Below are 23960 nucleotides of genomic sequence, written 5' to 3' on the forward strand. Positions count from 1 at the left end.
AAGCAGATTCACTAATAATCAATATCTATAAGTGTTTCTGCTTATATTTTTTATTTATAAGTAATTATGCTTATATTTGCAGTATGATAGCGGTCATTACCGGTGATATTATAAATTCACAGCATGCAGACACTGAAGTTTGGATTACCAAGCTTAAAAATCTTCTCGAAATCTGGGGAAGCGCTCCTGGCACATGGGAAATCTACAGAGGAGATGAATTTCAGTTCAAGTGCAATATAGATGACGTTTTCTGGCATTTTCTAGCCATAAAATCACTTATTAAAAGTCAGGAAAATTTAGATGTAAGAATTGCCATTGGTATAGGTGAAGAGAGCTTCTCATCAGAGAAAGTTACCGAATCTAACGGTACAGCCTATGTAAACTCCGGCAGATTACTGAATGACCTTAAAAGTGACGGGCACACTGTTGCCATCAAAACTTCCAGCGATTCTGTAGACAGGGATCTAAATATCTTATTGAAATGGTCATCCAAGGATTTTGACAACTGGACAATGGCTACGTCAGAAATTATTCATGAAATGATCATGAATAAAGATATCACACAGGAAGATCTTGCTAAAAGATTTGCTATTTCACAGTCCTCTATAAGCCAGAGACTGAAACGAGCTAACTATGAGCTCATCGTGGAAACCAACCAGTATTTCAGAAAGAAAATCTCAGAACTATAGGCATGATCTTTATCAAACTCATATTGGCACATCTACTCGGAGATTTTACACTTCAGCCAAATTCATGGGTTGCTGATAAGGAGCACAATAAACTGAAAAGTAAGTTTTTATACTTTCATGTTCTGATTCACACCATTTTAAGCTTTATTTTTCTTTGGGACTTACAATTGTGGTGGGTTGCTGTTTTGGTGGGGGTTACCCATTTCATTATTGATGCAGCAAAGCTTAGCTTTCAGAATGTAAAAACAAAGAAAAGATGGTTTTTCATTGACCAATTACTTCATGTTTTGGTTATTGCAGGAGTTTCTTTCTATTTTCAGGAATTCAGTTTCAGTTTTTTACAAAATCAGGAATTTTTAAAGATCATTATGGCAGCATTGTTTCTTACAACACCCGCTTCCATTTTTATCAAATTACTATTGTCATCATGGACGCCCGCTCCGGATGGCCCAAACAATATTCAAACCGAATCTTTATCAAGTGCCGGAAAATATATAGGAATTTTAGAACGTTTGCTAGTCTTTACCTTTATTATGGTGAATCACTGGGAAGGCGTAGGTTTCATGGTGGCTGCCAAATCTGTTTTCAGGTTCAGTGACCTAGCACAGGCAAAACAGAGAAAACTTACAGAATATGTATTAATTGGTACACTGCTGAGTTTTGGACTGGCTGTCTTAACAGGAATAATAATAAAATAAATCAATAAATCTAACTACAATTTAGAAAGTAAAATTATGAGTCAAAAGAAAGAAATGTTGTACGAGGGGAAAGCGAAACAAGTATTTGCTACCGATAATCCTAATGAAGTAGTAGTACGTTTCAAAGACGATGCTACAGCATTTAACGCTCAAAAGAAAGGTCAGGTTGATCTGAAGGGGGAAATGAACAACGCGATTACTACCCTTATTTTTGAATACTTAAATGAAAAAGGAATCAAAACTCATTTCATCAAACAATTGGACGAAAGAGAGCAGTTGGTAAAAAAAGTATCTATCATTCCTTTGGAAATGGTCGTAAGAAATTACTCTGCAGGAAGTATGGCACAAAGATTAGGAGTAGAAGAAGGAATTAAATCTCCTGTAACAATCTTCGATATCTGCTACAAAAAAGACGAATTGGGAGATCCACTTATCAATGATCACCATGCTGTTTTCTTAGGTGCAGCTACATACGAAGAACTTGATGAAATGTATGAATTAACTTCAGACATCAACGAAATCCTTATCGACCTGTTTGACAAGATCAATATCATCCTGGTAGACTTCAAAATCGAATTAGGGAAAACTTCAGATGGTGAAATTATCCTTGCTGACGAAATTTCTCCAGATACTTGCAGACTTTGGGACAAAGACACTATGAAGAAACTGGATAAAGACAGATTCAGAAGAGACCTAGGTGAAGTTACTGAGGCGTATGTTGAGATCTACAACCGTCTTAAAAATCTTTTACAGAAGTAAGATTTCAGATGCTAAATTTCAGAGGTCAATTTTTTACCCTGAAAACAATTTGTTAGTTTAAAACAAAATTATAATTGAAGTTAACTTAGACTAATATCTAACTTCTAATCATTAGAAAAAATAGAAATGAAAAGTTTAGACATTCATAAAAGTGAATATTTAAAACAGTTTGAAAACCAGACCTACGGAAGAAATCTTTTCAGAACTCAGGAAGAGGAAAGATTAGATGCTCCTAATGAGGAATGCGGGATCTTCGGATTATATTCAGATAATGATCTGGATACATTCTCTCTTTCACAGTTCGGGCTTTTTGCATTACAGCACAGAGGCCAGGAAGCTTGTGGTATTTCTGTCTTAAAGGATGGGAGAATCACCAATATGAAAGATGAAGGACTGGTTTTAGATGTTTATAAAGAAATTCAGGAACCTGAAACTTTTATGGGAAATTCTGCAATTGGGCATACTCGTTATACCACTGCAGGAGATAAAAAGAAATATAACTTCCAGCCATTTTTCGCCAAAAACGAATATGACCAGATTATACTTTCCATAGCACACAATGGTAACCTTACCAATGCAAAGGAATTAAAGCATGAATTAGAAGCTGAAGGCGTAGTTTTCAGAGCAACTTCCGATTCTGAGGTTATCTTGAGACTGATCCAGAAAAACCTTGACCTGGGACTTCGTGGGGCTATTAAAGCTACTATGGAGAAAATTGAAGGGGCTTATTCTGTAGTAGGAATGACTAGAAATAAATTCTTTGCATTCCGAGACTTTAATGGTATTCGTCCATTGGTTTTAGGCGCAATTGATGAGAACTCCTATGTTGTTGCTTCAGAATCTGTGGCATTAGATGCTGTAGGTGCTCAATATGTACGTGACATTCTTCCGGGAGAAATCATTTACACCAATGAGAACGAACCTGGAAAACTTCAATCTTATATGATGGATGAAGCAAAGGGCAAGCAAAGAATCTGCTCATTTGAATACATCTATTTTGCAAGACCTGACTCTACCTTAGAAAACATCAATGTATACGAGATCAGAGAAAAGTCTGGCGAGAAAATTTGGGAACAGGCTCCTGTAGATGCAGATTTAGTAATTGGTGTTCCGGATTCCGGAGTTCCTGCTGCTATTGGCTTCTCTAAGGCTTCTGGGATCCCATTCCGCCCTGTATTGATTAAAAACAGATACATCGGAAGAAGTTTTATTGTTCCTACTCAGGAAATGAGAGAAAGGGTAGTTAATCTAAAATTAAACCCGATTATCTCCGAAATGAAAGATAAAAGAGTAGTTATTATTGATGACTCTATTGTTCGTGGAACAACATCCAAAAGGTTAGTTAAGATTCTAAAGGATGCCGGAGTAAAAGAGATTCACTTCAGAAGCGTTTCTCCACCAATTATTGCCCCATGTTATCTTGGAATTGATACCCCTTCAAAGGATGATCTGATTTCTGCAAACATGTCTACAGAAGAACTTAAGAATTATTTAGGAGTAGATTCTTTAGAATTTTTAAGTATAGACAACCTAAAAACCATTTTAGGGTCTTCCAACCACTGCTTCGGATGCTTCACAGAAGAATATCCGGTAGGAAAAGGAGAGGAGGTAGAATTATTCAATTAATTTTATTAAAATAAAAACAAAAGAGTCAGGTTACGCCTGGCTCTTTTTGTTATATATAAACATAGCAAAACCTTAATATTCCTGTATTATACAGTATACATGTAAGTTTTAATTTTGTAAGATTAAAATTTCAGAATATGAAAAGCGCATTTTTTACAGGTCTTTTTCTTGTATGTACCCAATTTTATTCCTCTCAATCGTTCGATAAGCAAGCCCATCGTGGAGGAAAATCTCTATACCCTGAGAATACAATTCCGGCAATGAAAAACGCCTTAAAAATGGATATTACGACATTAGAAATGGATCTTGCCATTACAAAGGATAAACAGGTAATTCTTTCCCATGATGCCTTTCTTTCACCTGAATTAATCACAAAGCCCAACGGAACCTATATACCAAAGGATTCCGGATTTTACTATAAAATTTATGAAATGCCCTATGCAAAGATTCAAACATTTGATGTTGGGCTGAAGAAACTTAATAACTATCCCGATCAGAAGAAGATGAAAGTCCAGAAGCCTCTTTTTTCTGAAGTAATAGACGCATGTGAAGCTTATTCCCGTGAATTGAAAAGACCTTTGCCTTTTTATAATATTGAAACAAAAACACGCCCTTTCTCAGATAATATCTTCCATCCGGAACCCAAAGAATTTGTAGATCTGATGATGAAGATTATTGTTGAGAAAAAGATTCAGGATCGGGTAATCATTCAGTCTTTTGATCCTAGAACCCTGGAGATTATTCACAAGGAATATCCTAAAATAATGACTGCTTTATTGGCAGAAAAGGTTGATGATAAAAAACTGGCTCAGCAGCAGGCTTATTTTAAAAATATACCCACAGAGAAGTTCAAGCTGTATCCCAATCATCTGAATGGGGTAGCAGGAGATATGAAATTTCTAAGCTTTACTCCAACTATATATAGCCCAGATCATACTCTTGTTACTCCAAAACTTGTACAAGAATGTCATGCATTGGGTATGAAAGTAATCCCATGGACTGTTAATACAAAAGAAAGATTGCAGGAATTAAAAAGCATGGGAATAGATGGGGTAATCAGTGATGATCCCAGAATATTCCAATAGGTTATTACATTTTGTTTAAGAAAATAAATAGCCGGAAGAAAAATCTTCCGGCTATTTTATCAATGCAGAAAACTGCATCTGGAGTTAAAAAATTGGTTTATTCTTATTAGAACTTATAGTTCACACCTAACTGGAAAACTCTGTTATTGTTTTCAGCAGCAGGTCTGCTCTTATCAATCTTTGTCAAGCTATTTACATATCTTGCGTTGATACCGATGTTAGAAGTAATATCATACCCTAAACCAAGACCTAAACCAAAGTTGAATTTGTTAATTTGGTCTTTATCAATATCCTCAGAGTGAGAGCTTGTAGTGGTAGTGGTAATACCTCCTGTAGTACTTGCTACAGTAGCTTCACCTTTATTCTTTCCATTAATGAAATAACTGAATTCAGGTCCAGCTTCAACATAGAACTTTTCTGTAGGTCTCATCTGAACCATTAATGGAACGGAGATATAGTTCATGGTTACTTTATCCTGTAATTTCGTTTTTACATTAGTTACACCGTTATCAGTTTCTAAAGAAGAGATCACGTCTCTTGAACCCATTTGGTTATACAATACCTCAGGTTGGAAGCTAAAGTGCTTAGAGATTGGGATATTCACAAAAGCACCCGCATGGAAACCTAATTTCTGGCTATTCATACCAAATTGTTGTTGGCTGAAATAAGCAGAGTTTCCTCCGGCTTTAATACCAAATCTGACAGGCTGAGCGTCTTTTTTAAGAGGAGATGTATTAGTTGTTGTTGTTTCTTGTGCAAAGGCTAATGTACCAGCTGTTAAAGCCAGTCCTAAAAATAACTTCTTCATAATTTTATTTTTTAATTTTACTGTTTACTATTTCAAATGATTTTTCAACCACTTGCCATTTATTTTGCAAAATGCTTGCCAAACTTAAAAAACCATGATTAGTAAAGGTTTTGTAGCGGTTTTTGTAAGTAAAAAAATAACTATCCTTTCCAGAGCTTTCTAAAATATTTCAACATATATGGAATATTTATGATAAAATTTATGTTAAATTCAATTCATTTAATGATAATTTCTTAACGGAAATAATGAATGAATTTATTAGATCAATTTCTTGAAAATTCTTTATTTTTTTAAACAATTCAAGAAAAAACAATAAAAATATCTAAGAATGTACTCCAAATAAAAATGCCGAACTATTTTATAGTCCGACATTGATCTAAAGAAGAATAAATATTTCTATTTGAACTTATAGGCTACTCCAACCTGAATAGCATTATTTCTCGATTTATTATCATTTTCTGAGATGTCATTCTTTAAAAGACTGGTAAGACCCGCAGTAAATCTTGCAGTTACTCCAAAGCTTTGAGTGAAGTAATAACCTGCACCAATTCCTACTCCAAAATTAAATTTGTTATAAAGTTCCTTTGGTATTTTATTGGAAAAACTGTCAGAATATGTATTTGTTTGGCTTCCCATTGATTCTGTAACAGTGAAATCTCCTTTTGATTTTCCGCCAAGCAATAATCCGAACTCAGGACCAGCCTCTACATAAAGCTGAGGAAGAATATTGTACTGAACCATTACAGGAAGAACCAAATAATTGAAGTTTGTTGTATAAGTAGATGTTCTTCTGTATCTATAACCATTTGAACCAAAATTAAGATAATCCTCAGTTTTTGATCCTAACTGACTGAAAAGAAGCTCAGGTTGAACACTGAATTTCTCAGCTACCGGAATATTTACAAATACACCTGCATTAAAACCAGGCTTCAGTTTCTCATTGTTCTCATAATTATAAGTGTCGTTGCTAGTAACAGTGGAAGCATTGAACCCTGCTTTAACACCAAAGGTAATAGGAGAAGATGACTTAACTTTTTCCTGTGCATTTACAAAAAGGCATCCAGCGAATGCCAACCCCATAAAGAGTTTTCTCATGATTTTTAAGTTTTAATTTAATTCCTGTAATTGAAGCAAAACTTTCGCCAAATAAAGGGAAGTGATAAAAGTCATACAAAAGCGAAAAAGTCAGATTTAACAAGTAAACCTGACTTTTTCTATTGAAATCAAAATGTATTCTAAATTAAAACGATTTATCCCTAGATATTATCTTTTTCTTCAGTAAAATGTATTAAAATAATATTTGATTTTTAATGAATACAATTCACTATAAAACAGAAACTGTTGAGTGGGAATATTTCGAATTGGGATACAATCAGTACATAGTACGCAAATTTCTTGCCAAAAATGTTCAATGAATATTTTAAATAAAAAAACCGGATTAACTATTTAATCCGGTTTCTATAATTTGTTAAGTGTAAGCTTAGAATTTGTAAGATAAACCAGCTTGGAATACTCCATTTTTAGCAGAATCACCACCAATTCTATCTTTAGCAATGTCACTTAATCCTGCAACATATCTCAAGTTAACTCCGATATTAGGAGTAAAATAATAACCTGCTCCAAGACCAAGACCAAAATCAAATCCTTTGATTGCATCTTTAACATCGATAGAACCGCCGTTAAATTTGTTTTTAGCGCTTATTAAGAATCCAAATTGAGGACCAGCTTCTACGTATAAGTTAGGTAGTGCATTGTACTGGAACATTACCGGTACAGCAATATAATCTAAATTTAATTTATCACTGCTATCGTGTTTAGATTTAGCACCTAAACCACTATATAATACTTCTGGCTGTACAGAGAAGTCTTGAGCCACTGGAATTGTAGCAAATACTCCAGCATAGAATCCAGCTTTTGAGTTAACATCATAATTAGAAATTGTTGAAACGTTAAGACCAGCTTTTAAACCAAATCTAACTGGAGATGAAGCCGTTGTATTACTAGAAGTTTTTTGTGCAAAAGTGAAAGTACCTGCTACTAATGCTAGGCCTAAAAAAATCTTTTTCATAAGTTTATATTTAATAGTTTTTAAGTTTTATTTAACATTTTCTTTATAATCAAACAGCGTGCCAAAAAATATAATATTTGATTTTATTAATGTGTTTATACTTGTATAGATGTGAATATAGGTGATTTGTGTATTTTGTATTGCATTCGTTTTTATTATTCCTTATAAAAGTGATGGGGTATTTCTTTAACATTTTTTAAATAAAAAAAGACCAGATTAAAAATAATCTGATCTTTCTTATTGAATATAAAATTTGTTAGTGATATGAAGCTTATTTAAATTTATAAGCTAATCCTACCTGGAATACATTGTTTCTGACAGCATCAGATCCACTAGGTCTGTTTTTAGCAATGTCTGTTAAACCTGCAACATATCTAGCTGTAATTCCTAGGTTTGGAGTGAAATAGTATCCTGCACCAAGACCAATACCAAAGTTGAATGTATTGAAGTTATCTTTGTAATTATCTGATGTAGAAGAATCTCCGTTAGATTCATTTTTCAATTTATTTTTAGCGCTTACCATGAAACCGAATTCCGGACCTGCCTCTAAATAAAGGTTTGGAAGTGCATTATACTGGAACATTACCGGTACTGCAATATAGTCTAGCTTTGTAGAAGCTGAATATTTTGTTCCCAATGCTGTAAAGTCTGATTTGTTACCATACTGTGAGTACAATACCTCCGGTTGAATGCTGAATGAAGCCGCTACCGGAATATTAGCAAATACACCTGCATTGAAACCTATTTTAGATTTTTGGTCATCTAAACCACTATCTTTTGAAAGTGAAGAAACGTTCATTCCTCCTTTTACCCCAAATGTTACCGGATTAGAAGAAGGCGTCTGTTGAGCGAACGCTAATGTTCCTGCAGTTACTGCTAATCCTAAAATTAACTTTTTCATAACTTTAATTTTTTAATTTTACTCTTTCTTAATTTTAAATTTTACTACTTGTTCACATTTCTGTAGAACGCAGAGTATCTTTCAAATTGCTTGCCAAAAATGTTTTTGGCTCTTAAAATAAATAAAAAAAGCACTATATACGCAAGGGTTTTTAATTTTAACTATTTGATTAACAGTGTTTTGAAAAATTAAATAAACATTTGTTTAGAAGATGTCTAAATTGACAATTTTGTCAAAAACATTCCTAAAAAGCTGATAAAATTAATAGTAAAGCATTTGGTATTGTTCAATTTTTATAAAATTAATGGCTTTAAAGAGGGTAGGCTTTAGTTATTTTGGTTCATATTTTTTGCTTAATGTTAAAATAGTATCCTCAATAAATAGATCCTATCTGCTGTCATTGCATGATTCTAATTTCTGTAAAATAGCTTTGCTAGGCCTTATCTATCTCATTTTCTTTATTAATTTTGTATTCCTTATAAAATTATAATCTGATACTTACAAAACGACTCCTTGAATCTTGTAAGAATTCATTAACTACTATACCATGAAAAAATGCACCCTGCTGCTGTTATTTCTTTTATTTGAAAACAATTTCCAAGCTCAGGTGGGAATCAATACAACAACACCTAATTCGTCTTCAGTTCTAGATATTATGGGATCTAACAAAGGTCTTTTAATTCCTAGAATTGCACTTACGGGAAGTTCAGATACTGTTACAGTACCATTACCTGCTAATTCTTTAATGATCTACAACACAGCTGCTGTAAATGATGTTCAGCCCGGTTATTATTACTGGAGTACAACTGCAGGACGATGGACAAAAGTACTGGATGATCTGAAGCCTATTGTAATGACGGGATGGAGCCTCACCGGAAATTCGGGGATGGTAAACGGAGTTAATTTTATAGGAACTTCTGATAATGTAGATGTTATTTTTAAAAGAAATAATATTGTATCTGGGGTATTAAATACAACCAATACGATCTTTGGGGTGAATAGCTTAACAGCCAATACAATTGGATTGAACAATACTGCAGTAGGAGTCAATAATTTAATTTCTAATACTACAGGAAGTATGAATACGGCCATAGGGGCAGAAGTGTTGAGCAGCAACAAAACGGGGATACAGAATACAGGCTATGGGTACCGGGCGTTATATTCTAATCTGGATGGGAATAATAATGTTGCCAATGGCTATTTCTCACTCTTTTCTGCTAAAAGTACGATAGGCAACGTTGGTATTGGGGCAAGTTCACTACGTGAGCTTATCTCCGGAGATAACAATATAGGAATAGGAGGGGATGCCTTACGGATGCTTCCCGGTGGTAGGGGAAACACTGCTATTGGCGGATCTGCAGGATATAATGTTAATACGGTGAATAATTATAACACTTTCATAGGTTTCCGTGCGGGTGCAGGTCTTGTTTCCGGGAAATCAAATACGATTATCGGAGCCAATGTAAGCGGGCTGCCTGCTTCACTTTCAAATAATATTATCATTGCTGATGGTGACGGAAACAGAAGAATTAATATTGACCAGAACGGAAATATTGGTGTTGGGACGAATACTCCAAAATTTCCGCTGGATATCAGGCTAAAGACCACAGAATGGCCCTTGGCAGCAACAAGTCTTACGTATTACGGAATAAGTCCTGATTCAGGCTCTTTTGACGGAACATTGACTACTTATTCGAATTATACCAATGATATCGGTACTTTTAATACCAATACATCTATTTATGCAGATGGCAATATTATATCGGTAGGTAAATTGAGTGTGGCACAGACGTCTCTTTTTTCTGATAAAAGAATCAAAAATATCATGAGTAGGTCGGATAGTGGAAAAGATTTAATCACCTTAAGAAAGCTCAGTATTACCAATTATCTTATGAAGGATGAGGCATTATACGGTAAACAGGAATTTAAAAAGGTAATTGCGCAGGAGGTGGAGGCTGTTTATCCGCAGGCAGTCAGTAAAAGTGGCGTGAAGACTTTTATTCCCAATATTTATCAGCTTGCAAAACAAAACGGCTCCGTTTTTACCTTTGAAAAACGGATTGCTATTTCTAAAGAAGATAAATTTCTTAAAATATATGATGAAACTGGAGAAATCATATTGGAAATACAGGGCAGTACACCTAACAGTATTACAGTAAACCTAGCTGATAAAGAACTTAAAGGAAAGCTATTTGTTTATGGAACTGAAGTCTCCGATTTAAGAACTGTAGATTATGATGCCTTATCTATGTTGAATATCTCCGCAACTCAGGAATTGGCTAAGAAAATAGAGGCCTTAGAAAACGAAAATGAGGCTTTAAAGAAATCGAATATAGAAATGCAGCATACACAGACTATTTTTGAAGAACGTTTAAAACGTTTGGAGTCTTCCTCTGCAAAATAGAGATATTTCTTTCAAAATTAAAATTAATGAACCCCCACTTATTAAGGAAGTGGGGGTTGTTTTTTATAATACCTTCTTAACAATCAAGTTGTTTTACAGAACTTATTATGCATCATTTAATTTTCTGTAAAAATGAAGAGAATCAAGGATGTTTTTTTGGCTGCACTGGTGGTCATAGGTACATGAACCAATACTTGAAAGTAAAGAGAAATTAATTTTACTGTCTGTATTCTTTTTATCATTTAAAAGCAGCGCGGTAATATCTTCGTCCTTGAAATCACTGATATCTAAATAAGGATAATAACGCTGAATATTTTCAATAATAGCCTTTGCATCGTCCTCTGAAATAAGATTCTCAAGATAAGCAAGATGAGCTTCAGAAATCATTCCCATGGCAACAGCTTCTCCGTGTAGAATAGGATTTCCTTGTTGTAAGCATAGGCTTTCCACAGCATGTCCAATCGTATGTCCAAAATTCAATGTTTTTCTGATATTACTTTCATGGAAGTCTTTTTCAACCACATCCTGCTTAATATCCATTGAGGTCTGAATATGTGGTGTTACGGCTTCCACATCAAGCTTATGAATTTGAATCAGCTGATTCCAGTGTGCTTTATCGGCAATAAGTCCGTGTTTCAGCATTTCAGCAAACCCGCTTCTTAGTTCTTTAAAAGGCAGGGTTTCCAAAAACTTAGGATAAATAAAAATCTGTTCCGGGAAGGCAAATGTTCCCACCATATTTTTATAATGCATTAAATCGATACCTGTTTTTCCTCCAATGGAGGCATCGCACATGGATAAAAGGGTAGTAGGGATATTGATAAACTGTATTCCTCTTTTGTAGGTAGAAGCCACAAAACCTCCCATATCTGTAATCACACCGCCTCCTAAATTGATAATCAATGCTTTTCTGTCTGCCTTCATTTCTGTAAGAATTTCCCAAAGTTGGTTGGCAGTCTGAATATTTTTCATTTCTTCACCGGCTTCAATCTCCAGAATTTCAAAACCCAGGTCTGTTTCCATATTTCCTAAAAGGATAGGAAGACAGTATTCATGGGTATTTTCATCCACTAAAATAAAAATTTTACTGAATGTTTTTTCGTGAAGAAGTTCGTTTAGCTGAGAAAAATTATCGTTTAATATTGTTATCATCTTAGATTGTATATAAAGTTAAAAACGTAAACTATATTGCAAAGTTATGATTCTTAATTTTTAACTCGTAACTAAATTACTATCTTTGCAAAAATTTTTAGAATGAGCAGAGATAATAATAATTCAGACAGACCAAAGAGACCAAGAATTTCAACCAAGAAAAGTTCTGATGATTCTCGTGCTTCCAGATCTGGAAATTCTTCAGGATCAAAACCTTTTAAAAAACCTTTTTCTAAAGATGGAGGAAAAAAAGGTCCAGAACATTCAGAATCCAACTCAAGATTTGAAAAGAAACCATTCAAGAAAAATAACGAAGGCTTTGATGGCTCTAGTGATAATTCTGAATCAAAATCTGAAAATAGAGCTTATATCACGAATAAAAGTGAGAGCTATGCAAAGAAATCTTTTGGAAAACCTAAAAGAGGTGCAAAAAGTTTCGATACTAGAGATAAGTACGAAAGAGGTAGCCTAAAATACGGAAGAAGACCATCTAATGGTGATGATAGAAATGAAGATAGAGCAAAGTCTTTTGTACAGAAAAGAAGACTGAACAAGATTGAAAAAGATGTTCATAAGGACAGCATCCGTCTTAATAAGTATATTGCTAATTCCGGAATCTGCAGCAGGAGAGAGGCTGATGAGCTTATCACCCAAGGTTTAGTAGAGGTAAACGGAAAGGTGGTAGATGAAATGGGATACCAGGTACAGAAAACGGACAGAGTAGTTTTTGACGGACAAAGTATTACTCCGGAGAAACCTGTTTATGTGCTTTTGAACAAACCAAAAGGTTATATTTCTACAACGAAAGACGATAAAGCAAGAAAAACTGTAATGGATCTTGTGGCTAATGCTTCTCCTTACAGACTTTTCCCAGTTGGAAGACTAGATCGTTCTACAACGGGTGTAATTCTGTTGACGAATGATGGACACATGACAAAAAAACTGACGCATCCATCTTTTGATGCTAAGAAGATTTATCATGTAACTTTGGATAAGAAACTAACTGGTGAGGATTTACGTCTTATTGCAGAAGGTATTCGTCTTGATGAGGGAGTGGCTACTGTTGATCAGATTTCATACATTGAAGGGAAACCTAAAAATGAGATTGGAATTGAAATTCATATCGGATGGAACCGTGTAATCAGAAGAATTTTCCAAAGATTAGGATATGAGGTGGAAAGCTTGGATAGAGTAATGTTTGCGGGAATGACGAAGAAGAACATCAAGAGAGGACACTGGAGAATCCTTACAGAACTGGAAGTAAATAACCTTAAGATGCTTTAAAAAGATCTTTTAAGTTATAAAAAAATAAAAATCGCAGAATTTTCTTCTGCGATTTTTTTGTTTTTCTATTTTTCAAGACTTTACTGAAAAATTAGTTGTCATTATATGTGTAAACTGTAATATCAAAATTGATTTCCAAAAGATTAACCTAAAACAGTAACTCCTTTTTCGATCATTTCATAAATGGCATCTCTACCATTATCAGGTCTTACGTTTACAGCACGTGTTCCGTTAAAGTGAAGACATGTCACATATCCGTTGGCTACCGCATCCTGACAAGTAAACTTCACACAATAATCCATAGCCAATCCAACAATTTCTACCAGTTGAATATCATGGTATTTTAAGAAATCATCCAATCCTGTTTTCATAAAGTGATTATTGTCCTGAAATCCGCTGTAGCTGTCTATTTCAATATTTTTTCCTTTTTGTATGATGTGGGTTACCTTATCCTGATTCAGATCTTTGTGGAATTCGGCTCCAAAAGTTCCCTGAATACAATGATCCGGCCACATAAACTGAGGAACACCATTGAGAATAATGTTTTCACCTACTTTTTTACCATTGCTGCTGGCAAAGCTTTTATGGCCTACCGGATGCCAATCCTGCGTCAAAATAACCTGATCATATTCATTTTCCTCCATCAAAAGATTGATGTACGGGATAATCTCATTAGCTCCAGGAACTGCAAGGGCTCCGCCTTCACAAAAATCATTCTGTACATCGACTATTATTAATGCTTTTTTCATATTTAGATTTCTCGAATTTTTGATAAATTTACAAAACTAACAGTCAAAAATTTGTCCAAAACTGAATTATCTGACAAATCGGCAACATATTTTTTTAACGAATAAAATAAACCGTAGAAATTAAAAAAAATTAAACTTTGTTGATAGAGTATTTTATTTCGAAGGGTAAACCAAATATCAATAGCTTATCTTTGCAGTAAATAAATATTTTTTATGTCATTTGAGTCTTTAGGATTATCACACAATATTATTCGTTCTGTTAACAAATTAGGTTATTTAAAGCCATTTCCAATTCAGGAGCAGGCAGTCCCTGTTATTTTACAAGGGAAAGATCTGATGGGGATTGCGCAAACAGGTTCCGGAAAAACGGCTTGTTTTGTGATGCCTATTTTAGAAAAATTACAGAATTCGGAGGCTAAAAAAGGTCGTAATGTTCAGGTTTTAATATTGGTTCCTACCCGTGAATTAGCAATTCAGATTGATGAAGTTTTTAGAGCTTTCACAGAAAATTTGAAACGTGAAATCCGTACAATGGCAGTTTATGGTGGTGTTTCTATCAATCCACAGATGAAAGGAATGTTTGGGGTGGAAGTTCTTATAGCAACTCCGGGCCGTTTATTAGACTTAATTGATCATAATGCATTAAGTATTTCGGAAATTCAGCATTTGGTGATTGATGAAGCAGATAAAATGTTTCAGCTAGGTTTTGGCGAAGAAATGAATAAACTTTTCGCTATGATGCCTGTGGTGAAGCAAACCACTTTATTTTCAGCGACTTTAAATGATAAGGTTTCTGAAATGAAGGAGCGTTTATCCATTAATCCTACAATTATTGAAATTAAAAAAGAGGAAGTTGAAATTGATAATATCGAGCAATTGGCATATCATGTTTCTCCAGAAAATAAAGGTCCTTTCCTACGATATTTAATTAAAGAAAAGAAGGTTGAAAAAGCCTTGATTTTTGTTTCCTCTACAAGATCAGCAGATAATTTGGTTGAGAAACTTAAAAAGAATAAAATTAAGGCAGTGGCTATTCACAGTCAGAAATCACAAGGTGCCCGTAGAAATAATTTAGAAGAATTTAAAGTAAATGGAGCCCAGATTCTAGTTGCTACAGACTTAATTGGCCGTGGAATTCATATCGAGTCTTTGCCTTGCGTTATTAATTACGAATTACCGCGTTCGCCTTTAGATTATATTCACCGTATTGGTAGAACAGGACGTGCCAATGAAAAAGGAACTGCTATTAATATTCTGACGGATGATGAATTACAGCATTTTAGAGTGATTCAGAAGAAAATGGGTAAAAAAGTACCTTTACAAAGAACAGAGGGTATTGATTTGCATGGGTATTAGTCCATCAATTAAAATAATAAGAGCTTCAATTCTAGAGAATTGGAGCTTTTTTATTCGGTGAAGATTTTTTCTGTTGTACAATTAACGCATTCTTCATTTTAATTTCTTGAATTTTTGATAAATTTACACAGATTACGATAAAAAAATGCCCATACCTGAATTTATCAGAGAAATCGATAATATAAAAATTAAAACATTGAATAAATGAATGATTTAGAGAAAAAGAAATTCCCGATAGGAGAGTTTGAAGTTCCGGAAAATATTTGTGACATAACTTTGGATACCTATATCAAGGTTATTAAGGACTTTCCCGGAAGGCTGAAGAATCTTATTGAGCATTTTACAGATGAGCAATTGGATACCCCTTACAGAGAGGGGGGCTGGACAGTAAGACAGGTTGTCAACCACCTTTCAGACAGTCATATGAACAGTTTTATTCGTTTTAAACTTGCATTAACGGAAGATAATCCAACGATAAAGCCCTATGATGAAGCAAAATGGGCAGAGCTTCAGGACAGCTTTCATATGCCTATAAAACCGGCCATGAGAATATTAAAAGGAACTCACCAACGATGGACAGTACTTCTTAAGAGTCTTACCAACAAACAATTTGAGAGAACCTTTCATCATCCTGAGCATCATAAAAACTACGATCTTAGGGAAAGTCTTGCCATGTACGTTTGGCATTGTGACCATCATTTTGCACATATTGAAAATCTGAAGAAAGAAAAAGGTTGGTAAAAAAGACTCTTAATAACCCAATATACTTTGAGGAAATTATAGAAAGAATTTCCAAATTATCTGAAAACACTTCTGGAAAATGGGGAAAGATGGATGTTAGTCAGATGCTAAAGCATTGTGACCTAGTACTTCAGGTTGCTTTGAGAAAAATTGAACTTCCCCCAATTAATATTCTTTACAAGACAATAGGAATCTTTACTAAAATGGAAATGTATGTTTTCAATAACGGAATTCCTAGAAACATGCCTACTTTTCAAAAACTAATCATTAATTTTGAGTGTGATTTTGATGAATCAAAAACCAATCTACTGAAAACACTGGAGGAATTTCGGATAGCCTGTGAAAACAAAAAGCTGCCGGACAGCCACAGATTATTCGGGAATATGACTGAAAAAGACTGGGAATTTTTAGAATATAAGCATCTTAATCATCATTTAAAACAATTTAATGTATGAGTTTTTTTGATAAAATATTCGGTGGAAAAAGTGAAACACCTGATCAAAAATCTTTCTGGAAAAAGATAGATTCTGAAGAAGATCTGGCACAAGCCATTGAACATTCTTACCAACATAAAATAGCTATTTTCAAACATTCAACGAGCTGCTTTATCAGTAAAACCGTTTTGAGAAACTTTGAAATGGAGGTTGAACACTCTGACCAAAAAATAGAATTGTATTATTTGGATTTGTTGGCTCACAGGGCTATTTCAAATAAAATTGCAGCAGATTTTGGGATAAGACATGAAAGTCCCCAACTTATTGTCATAGAGGATGGAAAACCCGTCACCAGTGCTTCGCATGAAGATATTTCTTTAAGCCAGATTCTATAATGAAGAATATTAATAACTATTTAGCCAAAGTCTTAAATGTTCCCCTTCAAAATGTGAACACCTGCAGTCTGCACTATGAAGTAAAGAAGATTCCTAAAAATCAATTTCTTCTTCAGTATGGCGAAATATGCAGGCATATATTCTTTGTAGAAAAGGGCCTTTTGAAAATGTATTCCATTGATAAAAACGGAAAAGAACACATTATACAATTTGCTCCTGAAAGCTGGCTGATTTCTGACCGAAGCAGTCTTTATTTTAATGAAAAATCCAACTACTATATTGAAGCTGTGGAGGATTCAGAAATATTGCTTCTGCATCCTGATTTCTTCAACAAGCTGGTAGAGCAATTTCCAAACAGTATAGAAAGAAGTGATTTTCTTCTTCAGAAACACATCAGAAGCCTTCAGAACAGAATCAATTCTCTTTTAGGCGAGACTGCAGAAGAAAGATATATGAAGTTCATTAAAATGTATCCGGATTTACTTCTTAGGGTTCCTCAATGGATGATTGCTTCTTATTTGGGCATTACTCCCGAGAGTTTAAGCCGTGTAAGAAAGGAATTGGCAAGAAAGAATTTCATTCCGGATAATAAATAGGGATTAGATCCTTTTGGCAAGATTTCCTACCTGTCTGAGCTTTGCCTGTGTTTCTTCTGACCACGGAAGTCCGATACAAAGCCTCATACAGTTTTCAAACTGCTCCTGAAAGGTAAACATTCTTCCGGGAGCAATACTTATATTCTGTTTGATCGATAAATCATAGAGTTCGGTAGTTCGTATCTTTTTATCAAATTCTACCCATAGAGATAATCCTCCTTGCGGACGACTGGTTTTTGTTCCTTCTGGAAAGTATTCAGCGATGGTCTGCACATAGTTTTGATAGTTGCTTTGCAGGGTTTTTCGAAGCTGTTGAAGATGCTTTTCATATCTGCCTGATTTTAGAAAATTAGCCACAGCTTCATTGACAATGGAAATAGAGGATGTAGAATGCAATAGTTTGAGTTTTAAAATCTTATCCTTGTATTTTCCGGGAGCAATCCAGCCCACACGATATCCGGGAGCTAATGTTTTTGAAATAGAGCTGCAATACAGCACACTTCCATCCTTATCAAATGATTTACAGCACTTGGGACGAGTGGAACCAAAGTAAAGGTCACCATATACGTCATCTTCAATCAGAGGAATATTATTTTCTGACAAAATTCTTACAACTTCTTTCTTATTTTCATCCGGCATGCAGCTTCCTAAAGGGGAATTAAAATTAGGAATTAAAAGGCACAGGTCAATCTTGGGCATTAATTTCTTTAATACATCTATTTCTATTCCGGTGGTGGGATGGGTAGGAAGTTCCAGTACCTTTAATCCTAATCCATTCGCAAGCTGTAATATTCCCGGATAACAGGGGCTTTCAATGGCAATGGTATCTCCAGGTTTTCCAAGAGCCATCAGACAGAAAGACAGTGCATTCATGCCGCCGTTGGTGGTAATGAGATCATTTTCATTAAGGTTTCCACCCCATTGTAATGAGCGTACAGCAATCATTCTTCTTAGTTTCAGGTTTCCCTGAAGTTCTTCATATTCTGTTCCGCCATCTTTTAGCTCTCTTATGGCATGTACAATCTCCTTTTTCAGTTTGGCCTGTGGCAGGAGATCTCCGGATGGAATTCCGATGGAAAAAAAAGTAATGTCCTTCTTTCCCATATTTTCGTATACTCTACTGATGAGTTCATCAGGCTCGTCATTGTTTGCCATTAAAGATGGACGACTAACCGCAGATAAAGGAAGTTTTAAAGACAATAATTGGCTCACAAAGTAACCGGATTGTGGCTTTGATTCTACGAGAGACTGAGACTCAAGTTCAAGAAAAACCCGTTTTGCTGTATTCATGCTTACCTGATGCTCACTACAAAGCATTCTTACTGACGGAAGCTTGTCTCCTGCTTTTAAAACACCACTTTTGATTTGTGCAGCAATGCCATCTGCTATTTCTGTATATAAAAATTCCTTACTCATTTTTCTTAAACTGTGCTCATACAAATATACAAAACTGATACTGTGTTTATCAAATTATCCTCTCTAATTTTGACCCATAATTGAAAACTTGTTAAAATGATGACAGATACAATTTCAAAAGACCAGGCTGTAAGCGGTTGGATCAATGGTTTCATAGGCGTATTACTTTTTAGTGGCTCGATGCCTGCTACCAAGCTTGCCGTAATAGAAATGGACCCTATATTTGTGACTATTGCCCGTGCTGTGATAGCCGGAGTATTGGCTCTTTCTGTTTTGTTGATTTATAAAGAAAAACGTCCTGCCAAAAATCAGATATTTTCTTTAGTATTGGTAGCTATAGGATGTGTGATTGGTTTTCCTTTGCTTTCTTCATTGGCATTGCAGTACCTTACTTCTGCCCATTCTATTGTGTTTTTAGGAATGTTGCCATTGGCTACGGCTATTTTTGGAGTTTTTCGTGGAGGAGAGAGACCACATCCGATATTCTGGTTATTTTCAATAATTGGTAGTCTTCTGGTGATTGGATATGCATTTTCTCAAGGAATTTCAGCTTCTCCCGTTGGAGATATTCTTATGCTTTTGGCTGTAATTTTATGTGGATTGGGGTATGCAGAAGGGGCAAAACTTTCTAAAACGCTTGGTGGATGGCAGGTTATTTCATGGGCCTTGGTTTTATCTTTACCTATCATGCTTCCGCTATTTTTCATCTATTTTCCATCAAATCTTGAAGCGGTAAGCTTTAAAGGCTGGTTTGGTCTTGGCTACATTTCCTTATTCAGTATGTTTATTGGATTTATTTTTTGGTATAAAGGATTAGCTCAGGGAGGAATTACCACGGTAGGGCAGCTTCAATTATTGCAACCTTTTTTCGGACTTGCTCTGGCTGCATATCTTCTTCATGAGCAGGTAAGCATAGGAATGTTGGGCGTAACGATTGGTGTTATTCTTTGTGTTGCAGGCACTAAAAAGTTTGCAAAGTGATCACTTCTTTACTTCATAATTCAATGATAACAGGTAGATTCTTTCTAGTTGGACCAGAAAGAATCTGCCTAAAATATTTAATATAGGCCCTTAGCCTTTATTAATTCTAGGTTTAGCTTTCATAACAGCAAAGTAAGAAGTTGTAAAGGCAGAAAGACTTTGATAGCCTACTTTATAAGCAATTTCACTCAAGTTGTACTGTTGGGTGTCTATCAGTTCAATGCTTTTTAAAATTCTTGTCAGTTGAAGATATTTTTGGAGGGTAATTCCTGTTTCACTTTTAAAAATACGCTGCAGGGTTCTTACTGACATTGTTGCCTTTTCAGCCAGTGAATCTATATCCAGATTATACTTAAAGTTGGTATTAATATCATTACAAACAGGAATAAGCCGTGCATCTCCTGGAACAGGAATTTCGAGCCCACTGCTTTCCTTATAGAAATTGGGAAGACTTCTTAAGATGGCCTTAAAAAAAATATCCTGCTCTTCATTCTTTTCTAATGACTGATTCCATTTTGAAGCATAAAATAGCATTTCCTTCAAGACAGGAGGAGCTGCAAAAACCTGAACATTCTGATAAAAATCTTCATCAAAGAAAGATTTGAATAAAAATACCATTAGATTGACAGTTTTTGCTTCTGAGGTAATTTTATGTGCTTTTCCGGACGGAACCCAAATCACATGATGCTGAGGAACAAGATAAATCTTCTGATCAATATGAAAATACTGATAGCCATCCTCTACAAAGGTAAGCTGGGCACGATTGTGAATATGTTCGTAGTCATCATGTTTCCAGTCTTTTTCGCACCATACATAAGCTTCCTTTTCGATGGTATCTACAAATTGGCTTTCCGTTTTTTCAATCAGTCCACATTTCATACTGTCGTTTTGTATCTATTTTTTGGCAAATTTAATAAAAACGCCAATACTAATTTTGTATTATTAATTTATATCCTATTCAGAATGAAAAAACTATGTTCTTTTTTTATTTTAACTTTACTATTAAGCACCACCTACATTATGGCACAGAATAAAGCTAAAGTACTCGTACTTATCCATTCAGATAATGGCGGAACCTATGAATTGGCTAAAGAAATCGCCAAAGGAATTGAAATCGAAAATAATGCTGTTTCATCCATTAAATTAGTTAAGGCATCACAAAATCCAAGTCTAAAAGGACTTCCGGTAGCAACAGTGGATGAACTTACCAATTATGACGGAATAGCCTTTGGTTCTCCGGTTTATTTCGGGAATATAAGCACTGGAATGAGTGAATTTTTATCTAAAACGGTACAAATCTGGACCAGCCATGGGCTAGAGGGAGTTCCTGCAACGGTATTTATGTCAGCAGGAAGCGGAGCAGGAAAAGAACTTGCCCTTCAGTCTTTCTGGAACAGTCTTGCAGTACACGGAATGGTTTTGGTATCCAACGGAATTCGTGGTACTGAAGAGCTTAATAAAGCAATTCCACAAGGAAATAGTGTTTTGGGAATTACAAGCATGGCTTCTCTAAAGGATGTTGAACGTCCTACAAAAGGAGAGCGTCATTTGGCAGAGCTTCAAGGAAAAAACTTTGCAAAGGTAGCTTTAGCCCTGAAAGACACGCGTTCTAAAAAGAATACACCCATCGTGGAAAATCATCAGAATTTTAATGAGATTTTAAAACAAAAAAATATTGTTCTTCCCCAGGTTCCTAAGCCTGCCGGAAATTATCAACCGTTTGTACGTTCAGGAAACCTTGTATTCATTAATCAAGTTGCCTTAAAGGATGGAAAAATCTTCAACGCCGGAAAATTGGGAATAGATGTCAACGAACAGCAGGTAAAGGATGCTACAAAAGTTACCATGCTGAATGTATTGTCTGTCCTTAATGAAGCTGTTGGTGGAGATTTAGGAAGAGTAAAGCAATGTGTACAACTTACAGGAATTTTTAATACTAAGGATGATTATACCAAACATGCAGATCTTATGAATATTGCTTCGGATCTGGCTGTTGAAGTCTTTGGAGAGAAAGGAAAACATGCAAGAGCTACATTTGGAGCATCATCCATACCTGTTAACTCTTCAGTTGAAATTCAAGCTGTTTTTGAAGTAGAATAGATCTCTTTTGATTTAAAGAATCTTTAAATAGTAAAAGTCTTTTTAAAGTTTTCTCGCAGATTTGGCTGATTGAGCAGATTAATATGATTAAATCATCTGCGTTATCTGCAAAATCTGCGAGTATTTTTTTAGGAATGTATACAGCATTCAATTTTATCATAGATAAAATCCTTGCCCCTTTACGTTTCCAACAAAACTAATTACTCAGACAGTTTAGCAAAAACTTCGGAAATGATTACAATACTTTGCTCCAGCTGATCTTCTGGGAGCGAACCATAACTCAATCTGAATCCATTCACATAATTCCTACTGTATTGCTTCGGATGTATGATCTTAATATTCTTTTCCAGTAATAAGGTGGTTGCAACATCCCAATCTATTTGTGCTTTAGGAGCGATCCAGAATGCCAGTCCCCCTTCAGGCAAGGTGAAATGGGCAACATCTTTCATATATTTTTTCAAAAGGCTGTACACAAAATCCCTTTTATTCTTGTAATGAACAGTCGCTTTTTTAATGTGCTTTTTTACGGCTCCATCCTTAATTAGTTGTAAAACAGCTTGTTCCATAATGACGTCTCCATGTACATCAATGATCTTTCTTAAATTTCCTATTTTCTTTAATAAATCCTGATTCTTAGTCGCTAAATAGCCAATTCTTAAAGCAGGTGCCACTACTTTACTCAACGTTCCTATATAAACATAATTGTTAAGTTCAGGAAAGCTTGAGAGCGGTAAAATAGGGCGATATCCAAAATGAAACTCATTGTCATAATCATCCTCAATAATTGTAATATTGTGCTTATTAGATAGCTCTATCAACTTTAGTCTTCTTGATAAGCTTAAGGTAACCGTTGTAGGATATTGTCGGTGAGGCGTTATGTAGATTGCCTTTATATTTTTGTGTTGAATTAAACGTTTTTCAACAGCTTCAATATCAATTCCTTCTTCATCCACAGATACAGGGATTAGAGTAGCTCCGGTATATTCAAAAGCCTGCCAGGCCGGTTGATACCCCGGATTTTCTACAATCACACCATCACCTGAGGTTAACAGGCTTTGAGCGGTAAGAAACATTCCCATCTGGCTTCCTCTGGTAATGGATATTTCATTTTCCTGAATCTGCATTCCGCGTTGATGATTCAACATTTTTGAAATCATTTTTCGAAACTCAATATCTCCATGCTCGTCTCCATAACCCATCATCTGCCATTTTGCTTTGATGCTGAAAATCTGCCTGTAAGCTCTTGCCAATTCTGTAACAGGAGCAATTTTACTATCCGGATGCCCATCATCAAAACTGATTAACATACCATTAGCTACCATAGATTGATAATCAGTTTCCGAAGTCCTATTCAGGCTTTTTGAATGCATTACCGGTATTTTATCAGATACAAAAATACCCTTCCTCTCCTTGGAAATTACCCATTCTTCATTGATTAAAACCTGGTAGGCTTCTACAACCGTATTTCTATTGATTTTCAGCATTGCAGCCATATTTCGACTGCCCGGAAGTGTATCTCCGGCTTTCAATCTTCCGGATCTAATATCTGTAATAATGGTATCTGCAATTTGTAAGTAAACTGCTTTATCAAGTTTTTTATCGATTTCAAATTCTAATTTCCAAGGTCGTAGCATCTGGACTATTTATTTATATAAAAACTGACTCATTTAACTAGTCCAAATATAGAATAATTTTGTCATGCAATAAAGCACAGAACA

The 23960-nt window shown here is 35.0% G+C and carries 23 protein-coding genes; 14 read left to right on the forward strand and 9 right to left on the reverse strand.

What is annotated here, in order from left to right:
* Positions 1 to 83 precede the first annotated feature (83 nt).
* The 5 genes from EG359_RS02820 (at position 84) to EG359_RS02840 (ending at position 4857) form a co-directional block, all read left to right on the forward strand.
* Positions 84 to 689: a SatD family protein gene (locus EG359_RS02820; RefSeq protein WP_076352007.1), complete on the forward strand. Its 606-nt coding sequence runs from the start codon at positions 84 to 86 to the stop codon at positions 687 to 689.
* A 2-nt stretch (positions 690 to 691) separates the two neighbouring features.
* A complete protein-coding gene (locus EG359_RS02825; protein WP_076352006.1) occupies positions 692 to 1387 on the forward strand; it encodes a DUF3307 domain-containing protein in 696 nt (231 codons plus the stop codon).
* 36 nt (positions 1388 to 1423) lie between these two features.
* On the forward strand, positions 1424 to 2146 hold the full coding sequence (gene purC / locus EG359_RS02830) for a phosphoribosylaminoimidazolesuccinocarboxamide synthase (RefSeq protein WP_076352005.1): 723 nt from the start codon (positions 1424 to 1426) through the stop codon (positions 2144 to 2146).
* Positions 2147 to 2272: 126 nt separating this feature from the next.
* On the forward strand, positions 2273 to 3772 hold the full coding sequence (gene purF / locus EG359_RS02835) for an amidophosphoribosyltransferase (RefSeq protein WP_076352004.1): 1500 nt from the start codon (positions 2273 to 2275) through the stop codon (positions 3770 to 3772).
* Between the two features lie 137 nt (positions 3773 to 3909).
* Positions 3910 to 4857, forward strand: a complete 948-nt coding sequence (locus tag EG359_RS02840; protein ID WP_076352003.1) for a glycerophosphodiester phosphodiesterase family protein — start codon at positions 3910 to 3912, stop codon at positions 4855 to 4857.
* 106 nt (positions 4858 to 4963) lie between these two features.
* Here EG359_RS02840 and EG359_RS02845 read toward each other — a convergent pair whose 3' ends face one another.
* The 4 genes from EG359_RS02845 to EG359_RS02860 all read right to left on the reverse strand — a co-directional run bounded on the left by EG359_RS02845 (position 4964) and on the right by EG359_RS02860 (position 8634).
* Positions 4964 to 5665, reverse strand: a complete 702-nt coding sequence (locus tag EG359_RS02845; protein ID WP_076352002.1) for a porin family protein — start codon at positions 5663 to 5665, stop codon at positions 4964 to 4966.
* Positions 5666 to 6061: 396 nt separating this feature from the next.
* Complete coding sequence (locus EG359_RS02850; protein ID WP_076352001.1) at positions 6062 to 6760, reverse strand: porin family protein; 699 nt, start codon at positions 6758 to 6760, stop codon at positions 6062 to 6064.
* Between the two features lie 385 nt (positions 6761 to 7145).
* On the reverse strand, positions 7146 to 7733 hold the full coding sequence (locus EG359_RS02855; RefSeq protein WP_076352000.1) for a porin family protein: 588 nt from the start codon (positions 7731 to 7733) through the stop codon (positions 7146 to 7148).
* Positions 7734 to 8004: 271 nt separating this feature from the next.
* A complete protein-coding gene (locus EG359_RS02860) occupies positions 8005 to 8634 on the reverse strand; it encodes a porin family protein (protein ID WP_076351999.1) in 630 nt (209 codons plus the stop codon).
* Positions 8635 to 9181: 547 nt separating this feature from the next.
* Here EG359_RS02860 and EG359_RS02865 point away from each other — a divergent pair.
* The gene (locus EG359_RS02865) at positions 9182 to 11038 is read left to right on the forward strand and encodes a tail fiber domain-containing protein (protein WP_076351998.1); all 1857 of its coding nucleotides are present in this window, start codon (positions 9182 to 9184) and stop codon (positions 11036 to 11038) included.
* A 105-nt stretch (positions 11039 to 11143) separates the two neighbouring features.
* On the opposite strand, the gene aroB is transcribed toward EG359_RS02865, so the two are convergent.
* Positions 11144 to 12190 carry a 3-dehydroquinate synthase gene (gene aroB, locus EG359_RS02870; protein ID WP_076351997.1) on the reverse strand — a complete coding sequence of 349 codons (1047 nt, stop codon included), beginning with the start codon at positions 12188 to 12190 and terminating at the stop codon, positions 11144 to 11146.
* A 102-nt stretch (positions 12191 to 12292) separates the two neighbouring features.
* Here aroB and EG359_RS02875 point away from each other — a divergent pair, with 102 nt between their 5' ends.
* Positions 12293 to 13474 (forward strand): pseudouridine synthase, encoded by a 1182-nt coding sequence (locus EG359_RS02875; RefSeq protein ID WP_123867266.1) that lies wholly within the window; start codon positions 12293 to 12295, stop codon positions 13472 to 13474.
* 143 nt (positions 13475 to 13617) lie between these two features.
* Here EG359_RS02875 and pncA read toward each other — a convergent pair whose 3' ends face one another.
* Entirely contained in the window at positions 13618 to 14223 is a 606-nt protein-coding gene (gene pncA / locus EG359_RS02880) for a bifunctional nicotinamidase/pyrazinamidase (protein WP_076351996.1), read from the reverse strand.
* Positions 14224 to 14436: 213 nt separating this feature from the next.
* Between pncA and EG359_RS02885 the strand changes: the two genes are divergently transcribed.
* The 5 genes from EG359_RS02885 (at position 14437) to EG359_RS02905 (ending at position 17745) form a co-directional block, all read left to right on the forward strand.
* On the forward strand, positions 14437 to 15579 hold the full coding sequence (locus tag EG359_RS02885; RefSeq protein WP_076351995.1) for a DEAD/DEAH box helicase: 1143 nt from the start codon (positions 14437 to 14439) through the stop codon (positions 15577 to 15579).
* 204 nt (positions 15580 to 15783) lie between these two features.
* On the forward strand, positions 15784 to 16320 hold the full coding sequence (locus EG359_RS02890; protein WP_076351994.1) for a YfiT family bacillithiol transferase: 537 nt from the start codon (positions 15784 to 15786) through the stop codon (positions 16318 to 16320).
* A complete protein-coding gene (locus tag EG359_RS02895) occupies positions 16314 to 16775 on the forward strand; it encodes a DUF1569 domain-containing protein (RefSeq protein WP_228434904.1) in 462 nt (153 codons plus the stop codon). The genes EG359_RS02890 and EG359_RS02895 overlap by 7 nt, the downstream gene beginning before the upstream one ends.
* The gene (gene ytxJ, locus EG359_RS02900; RefSeq protein ID WP_076351993.1) at positions 16772 to 17149 is read left to right on the forward strand and encodes a bacillithiol system redox-active protein YtxJ; all 378 of its coding nucleotides are present in this window, start codon (positions 16772 to 16774) and stop codon (positions 17147 to 17149) included. The genes EG359_RS02895 and ytxJ overlap by 4 nt, the downstream gene beginning before the upstream one ends.
* Positions 17149 to 17745, forward strand: a complete 597-nt coding sequence (locus EG359_RS02905) for a Crp/Fnr family transcriptional regulator (protein ID WP_076351992.1) — start codon at positions 17149 to 17151, stop codon at positions 17743 to 17745. Before ytxJ ends, EG359_RS02905 begins: the two co-directional genes overlap by 1 nt.
* 3 nt (positions 17746 to 17748) lie before the next feature.
* Here the strand turns inward: EG359_RS02905 and EG359_RS02910 are convergent, their stop codons facing one another.
* Complete coding sequence (locus EG359_RS02910) at positions 17749 to 19161, reverse strand: aminotransferase-like domain-containing protein (RefSeq protein WP_076351991.1); 1413 nt, start codon at positions 19159 to 19161, stop codon at positions 17749 to 17751.
* A gap of 96 nt (positions 19162 to 19257) precedes the next feature.
* On the opposite strand from EG359_RS02910, the gene EG359_RS02915 reads away from it, so the two are divergent.
* Positions 19258 to 20142, forward strand: a complete 885-nt coding sequence (locus tag EG359_RS02915) for a DMT family transporter (RefSeq protein ID WP_123867267.1) — start codon at positions 19258 to 19260, stop codon at positions 20140 to 20142.
* A 90-nt stretch (positions 20143 to 20232) separates the two neighbouring features.
* Here the strand turns inward: EG359_RS02915 and EG359_RS02920 are convergent, their stop codons facing one another.
* Complete coding sequence (locus tag EG359_RS02920; RefSeq protein WP_228434902.1) at positions 20233 to 21021, reverse strand: AraC family transcriptional regulator; 789 nt, start codon at positions 21019 to 21021, stop codon at positions 20233 to 20235.
* An 84-nt stretch (positions 21022 to 21105) separates the two neighbouring features.
* Here EG359_RS02920 and EG359_RS02925 point away from each other — a divergent pair, with 84 nt between their 5' ends.
* The gene (locus tag EG359_RS02925) at positions 21106 to 22242 is read left to right on the forward strand and encodes an Atu1372/SO_1960 family protein (protein ID WP_076351988.1); all 1137 of its coding nucleotides are present in this window, start codon (positions 21106 to 21108) and stop codon (positions 22240 to 22242) included.
* Between the two features lie 200 nt (positions 22243 to 22442).
* Here EG359_RS02925 and pdxR read toward each other — a convergent pair whose 3' ends face one another.
* Entirely contained in the window at positions 22443 to 23876 is a 1434-nt protein-coding gene (gene pdxR / locus EG359_RS02930) for a MocR-like pyridoxine biosynthesis transcription factor PdxR (RefSeq protein WP_076351986.1), read from the reverse strand.
* Positions 23877 to 23960: the final 84 nt, after the last annotated feature.

This window comes from Chryseobacterium joostei, from assembly GCF_003815775.1.
Classification (GTDB): domain Bacteria; phylum Bacteroidota; class Bacteroidia; order Flavobacteriales; family Weeksellaceae; genus Chryseobacterium; species Chryseobacterium joostei.

Bases quoted from the DNA above. Each gene is read 5' to 3' on its own strand.
- EG359_RS02820 (WP_076352007.1), top strand. From the start codon at position 84: ATGATAGCGGTCATTACCGGTGATATTATAAATTCACAGCATGCAGAC.
- EG359_RS02825 (WP_076352006.1), top strand. From the start codon at position 692: ATGATCTTTATCAAACTCATATTGGCACATCTACTCGGAGATTTTACA.
- purC (WP_076352005.1), top strand. From the start codon at position 1,424: ATGAGTCAAAAGAAAGAAATGTTGTACGAGGGGAAAGCGAAACAAGTA.
- purF (WP_076352004.1), top strand. From the start codon at position 2,273: ATGAAAAGTTTAGACATTCATAAAAGTGAATATTTAAAACAGTTTGAA.
- EG359_RS02840 (WP_076352003.1), top strand. From the start codon at position 3,910: ATGAAAAGCGCATTTTTTACAGGTCTTTTTCTTGTATGTACCCAATTT.
- EG359_RS02845 (WP_076352002.1), bottom strand. From the start codon at position 5,665: ATGAAGAAGTTATTTTTAGGACTGGCTTTAACAGCTGGTACATTAGCC.
- EG359_RS02850 (WP_076352001.1), bottom strand. From the start codon at position 6,760: ATGAGAAAACTCTTTATGGGGTTGGCATTCGCTGGATGCCTTTTTGTA.
- EG359_RS02855 (WP_076352000.1), bottom strand. From the start codon at position 7,733: ATGAAAAAGATTTTTTTAGGCCTAGCATTAGTAGCAGGTACTTTCACT.
- EG359_RS02860 (WP_076351999.1), bottom strand. From the start codon at position 8,634: ATGAAAAAGTTAATTTTAGGATTAGCAGTAACTGCAGGAACATTAGCG.
- EG359_RS02865 (WP_076351998.1), top strand. From the start codon at position 9,182: ATGAAAAAATGCACCCTGCTGCTGTTATTTCTTTTATTTGAAAACAAT.
- aroB (WP_076351997.1), bottom strand. From the start codon at position 12,190: ATGATAACAATATTAAACGATAATTTTTCTCAGCTAAACGAACTTCTT.
- EG359_RS02875 (WP_123867266.1), top strand. From the start codon at position 12,293: ATGAGCAGAGATAATAATAATTCAGACAGACCAAAGAGACCAAGAATT.
- pncA (WP_076351996.1), bottom strand. From the start codon at position 14,223: ATGAAAAAAGCATTAATAATAGTCGATGTACAGAATGATTTTTGTGAA.
- EG359_RS02885 (WP_076351995.1), top strand. From the start codon at position 14,437: ATGTCATTTGAGTCTTTAGGATTATCACACAATATTATTCGTTCTGTT.
- EG359_RS02890 (WP_076351994.1), top strand. From the start codon at position 15,784: ATGAATGATTTAGAGAAAAAGAAATTCCCGATAGGAGAGTTTGAAGTT.
- ytxJ (WP_076351993.1), top strand. From the start codon at position 16,772: ATGAGTTTTTTTGATAAAATATTCGGTGGAAAAAGTGAAACACCTGAT.
- EG359_RS02905 (WP_076351992.1), top strand. From the start codon at position 17,149: ATGAAGAATATTAATAACTATTTAGCCAAAGTCTTAAATGTTCCCCTT.
- EG359_RS02910 (WP_076351991.1), bottom strand. From the start codon at position 19,161: ATGAGTAAGGAATTTTTATATACAGAAATAGCAGATGGCATTGCTGCA.
- EG359_RS02915 (WP_123867267.1), top strand. From the start codon at position 19,258: ATGATGACAGATACAATTTCAAAAGACCAGGCTGTAAGCGGTTGGATC.
- EG359_RS02920 (WP_228434902.1), bottom strand. From the start codon at position 21,021: ATGAAATGTGGACTGATTGAAAAAACGGAAAGCCAATTTGTAGATACC.
- EG359_RS02925 (WP_076351988.1), top strand. From the start codon at position 21,106: ATGAAAAAACTATGTTCTTTTTTTATTTTAACTTTACTATTAAGCACC.
- pdxR (WP_076351986.1), bottom strand. From the start codon at position 23,876: ATGCTACGACCTTGGAAATTAGAATTTGAAATCGATAAAAAACTTGAT.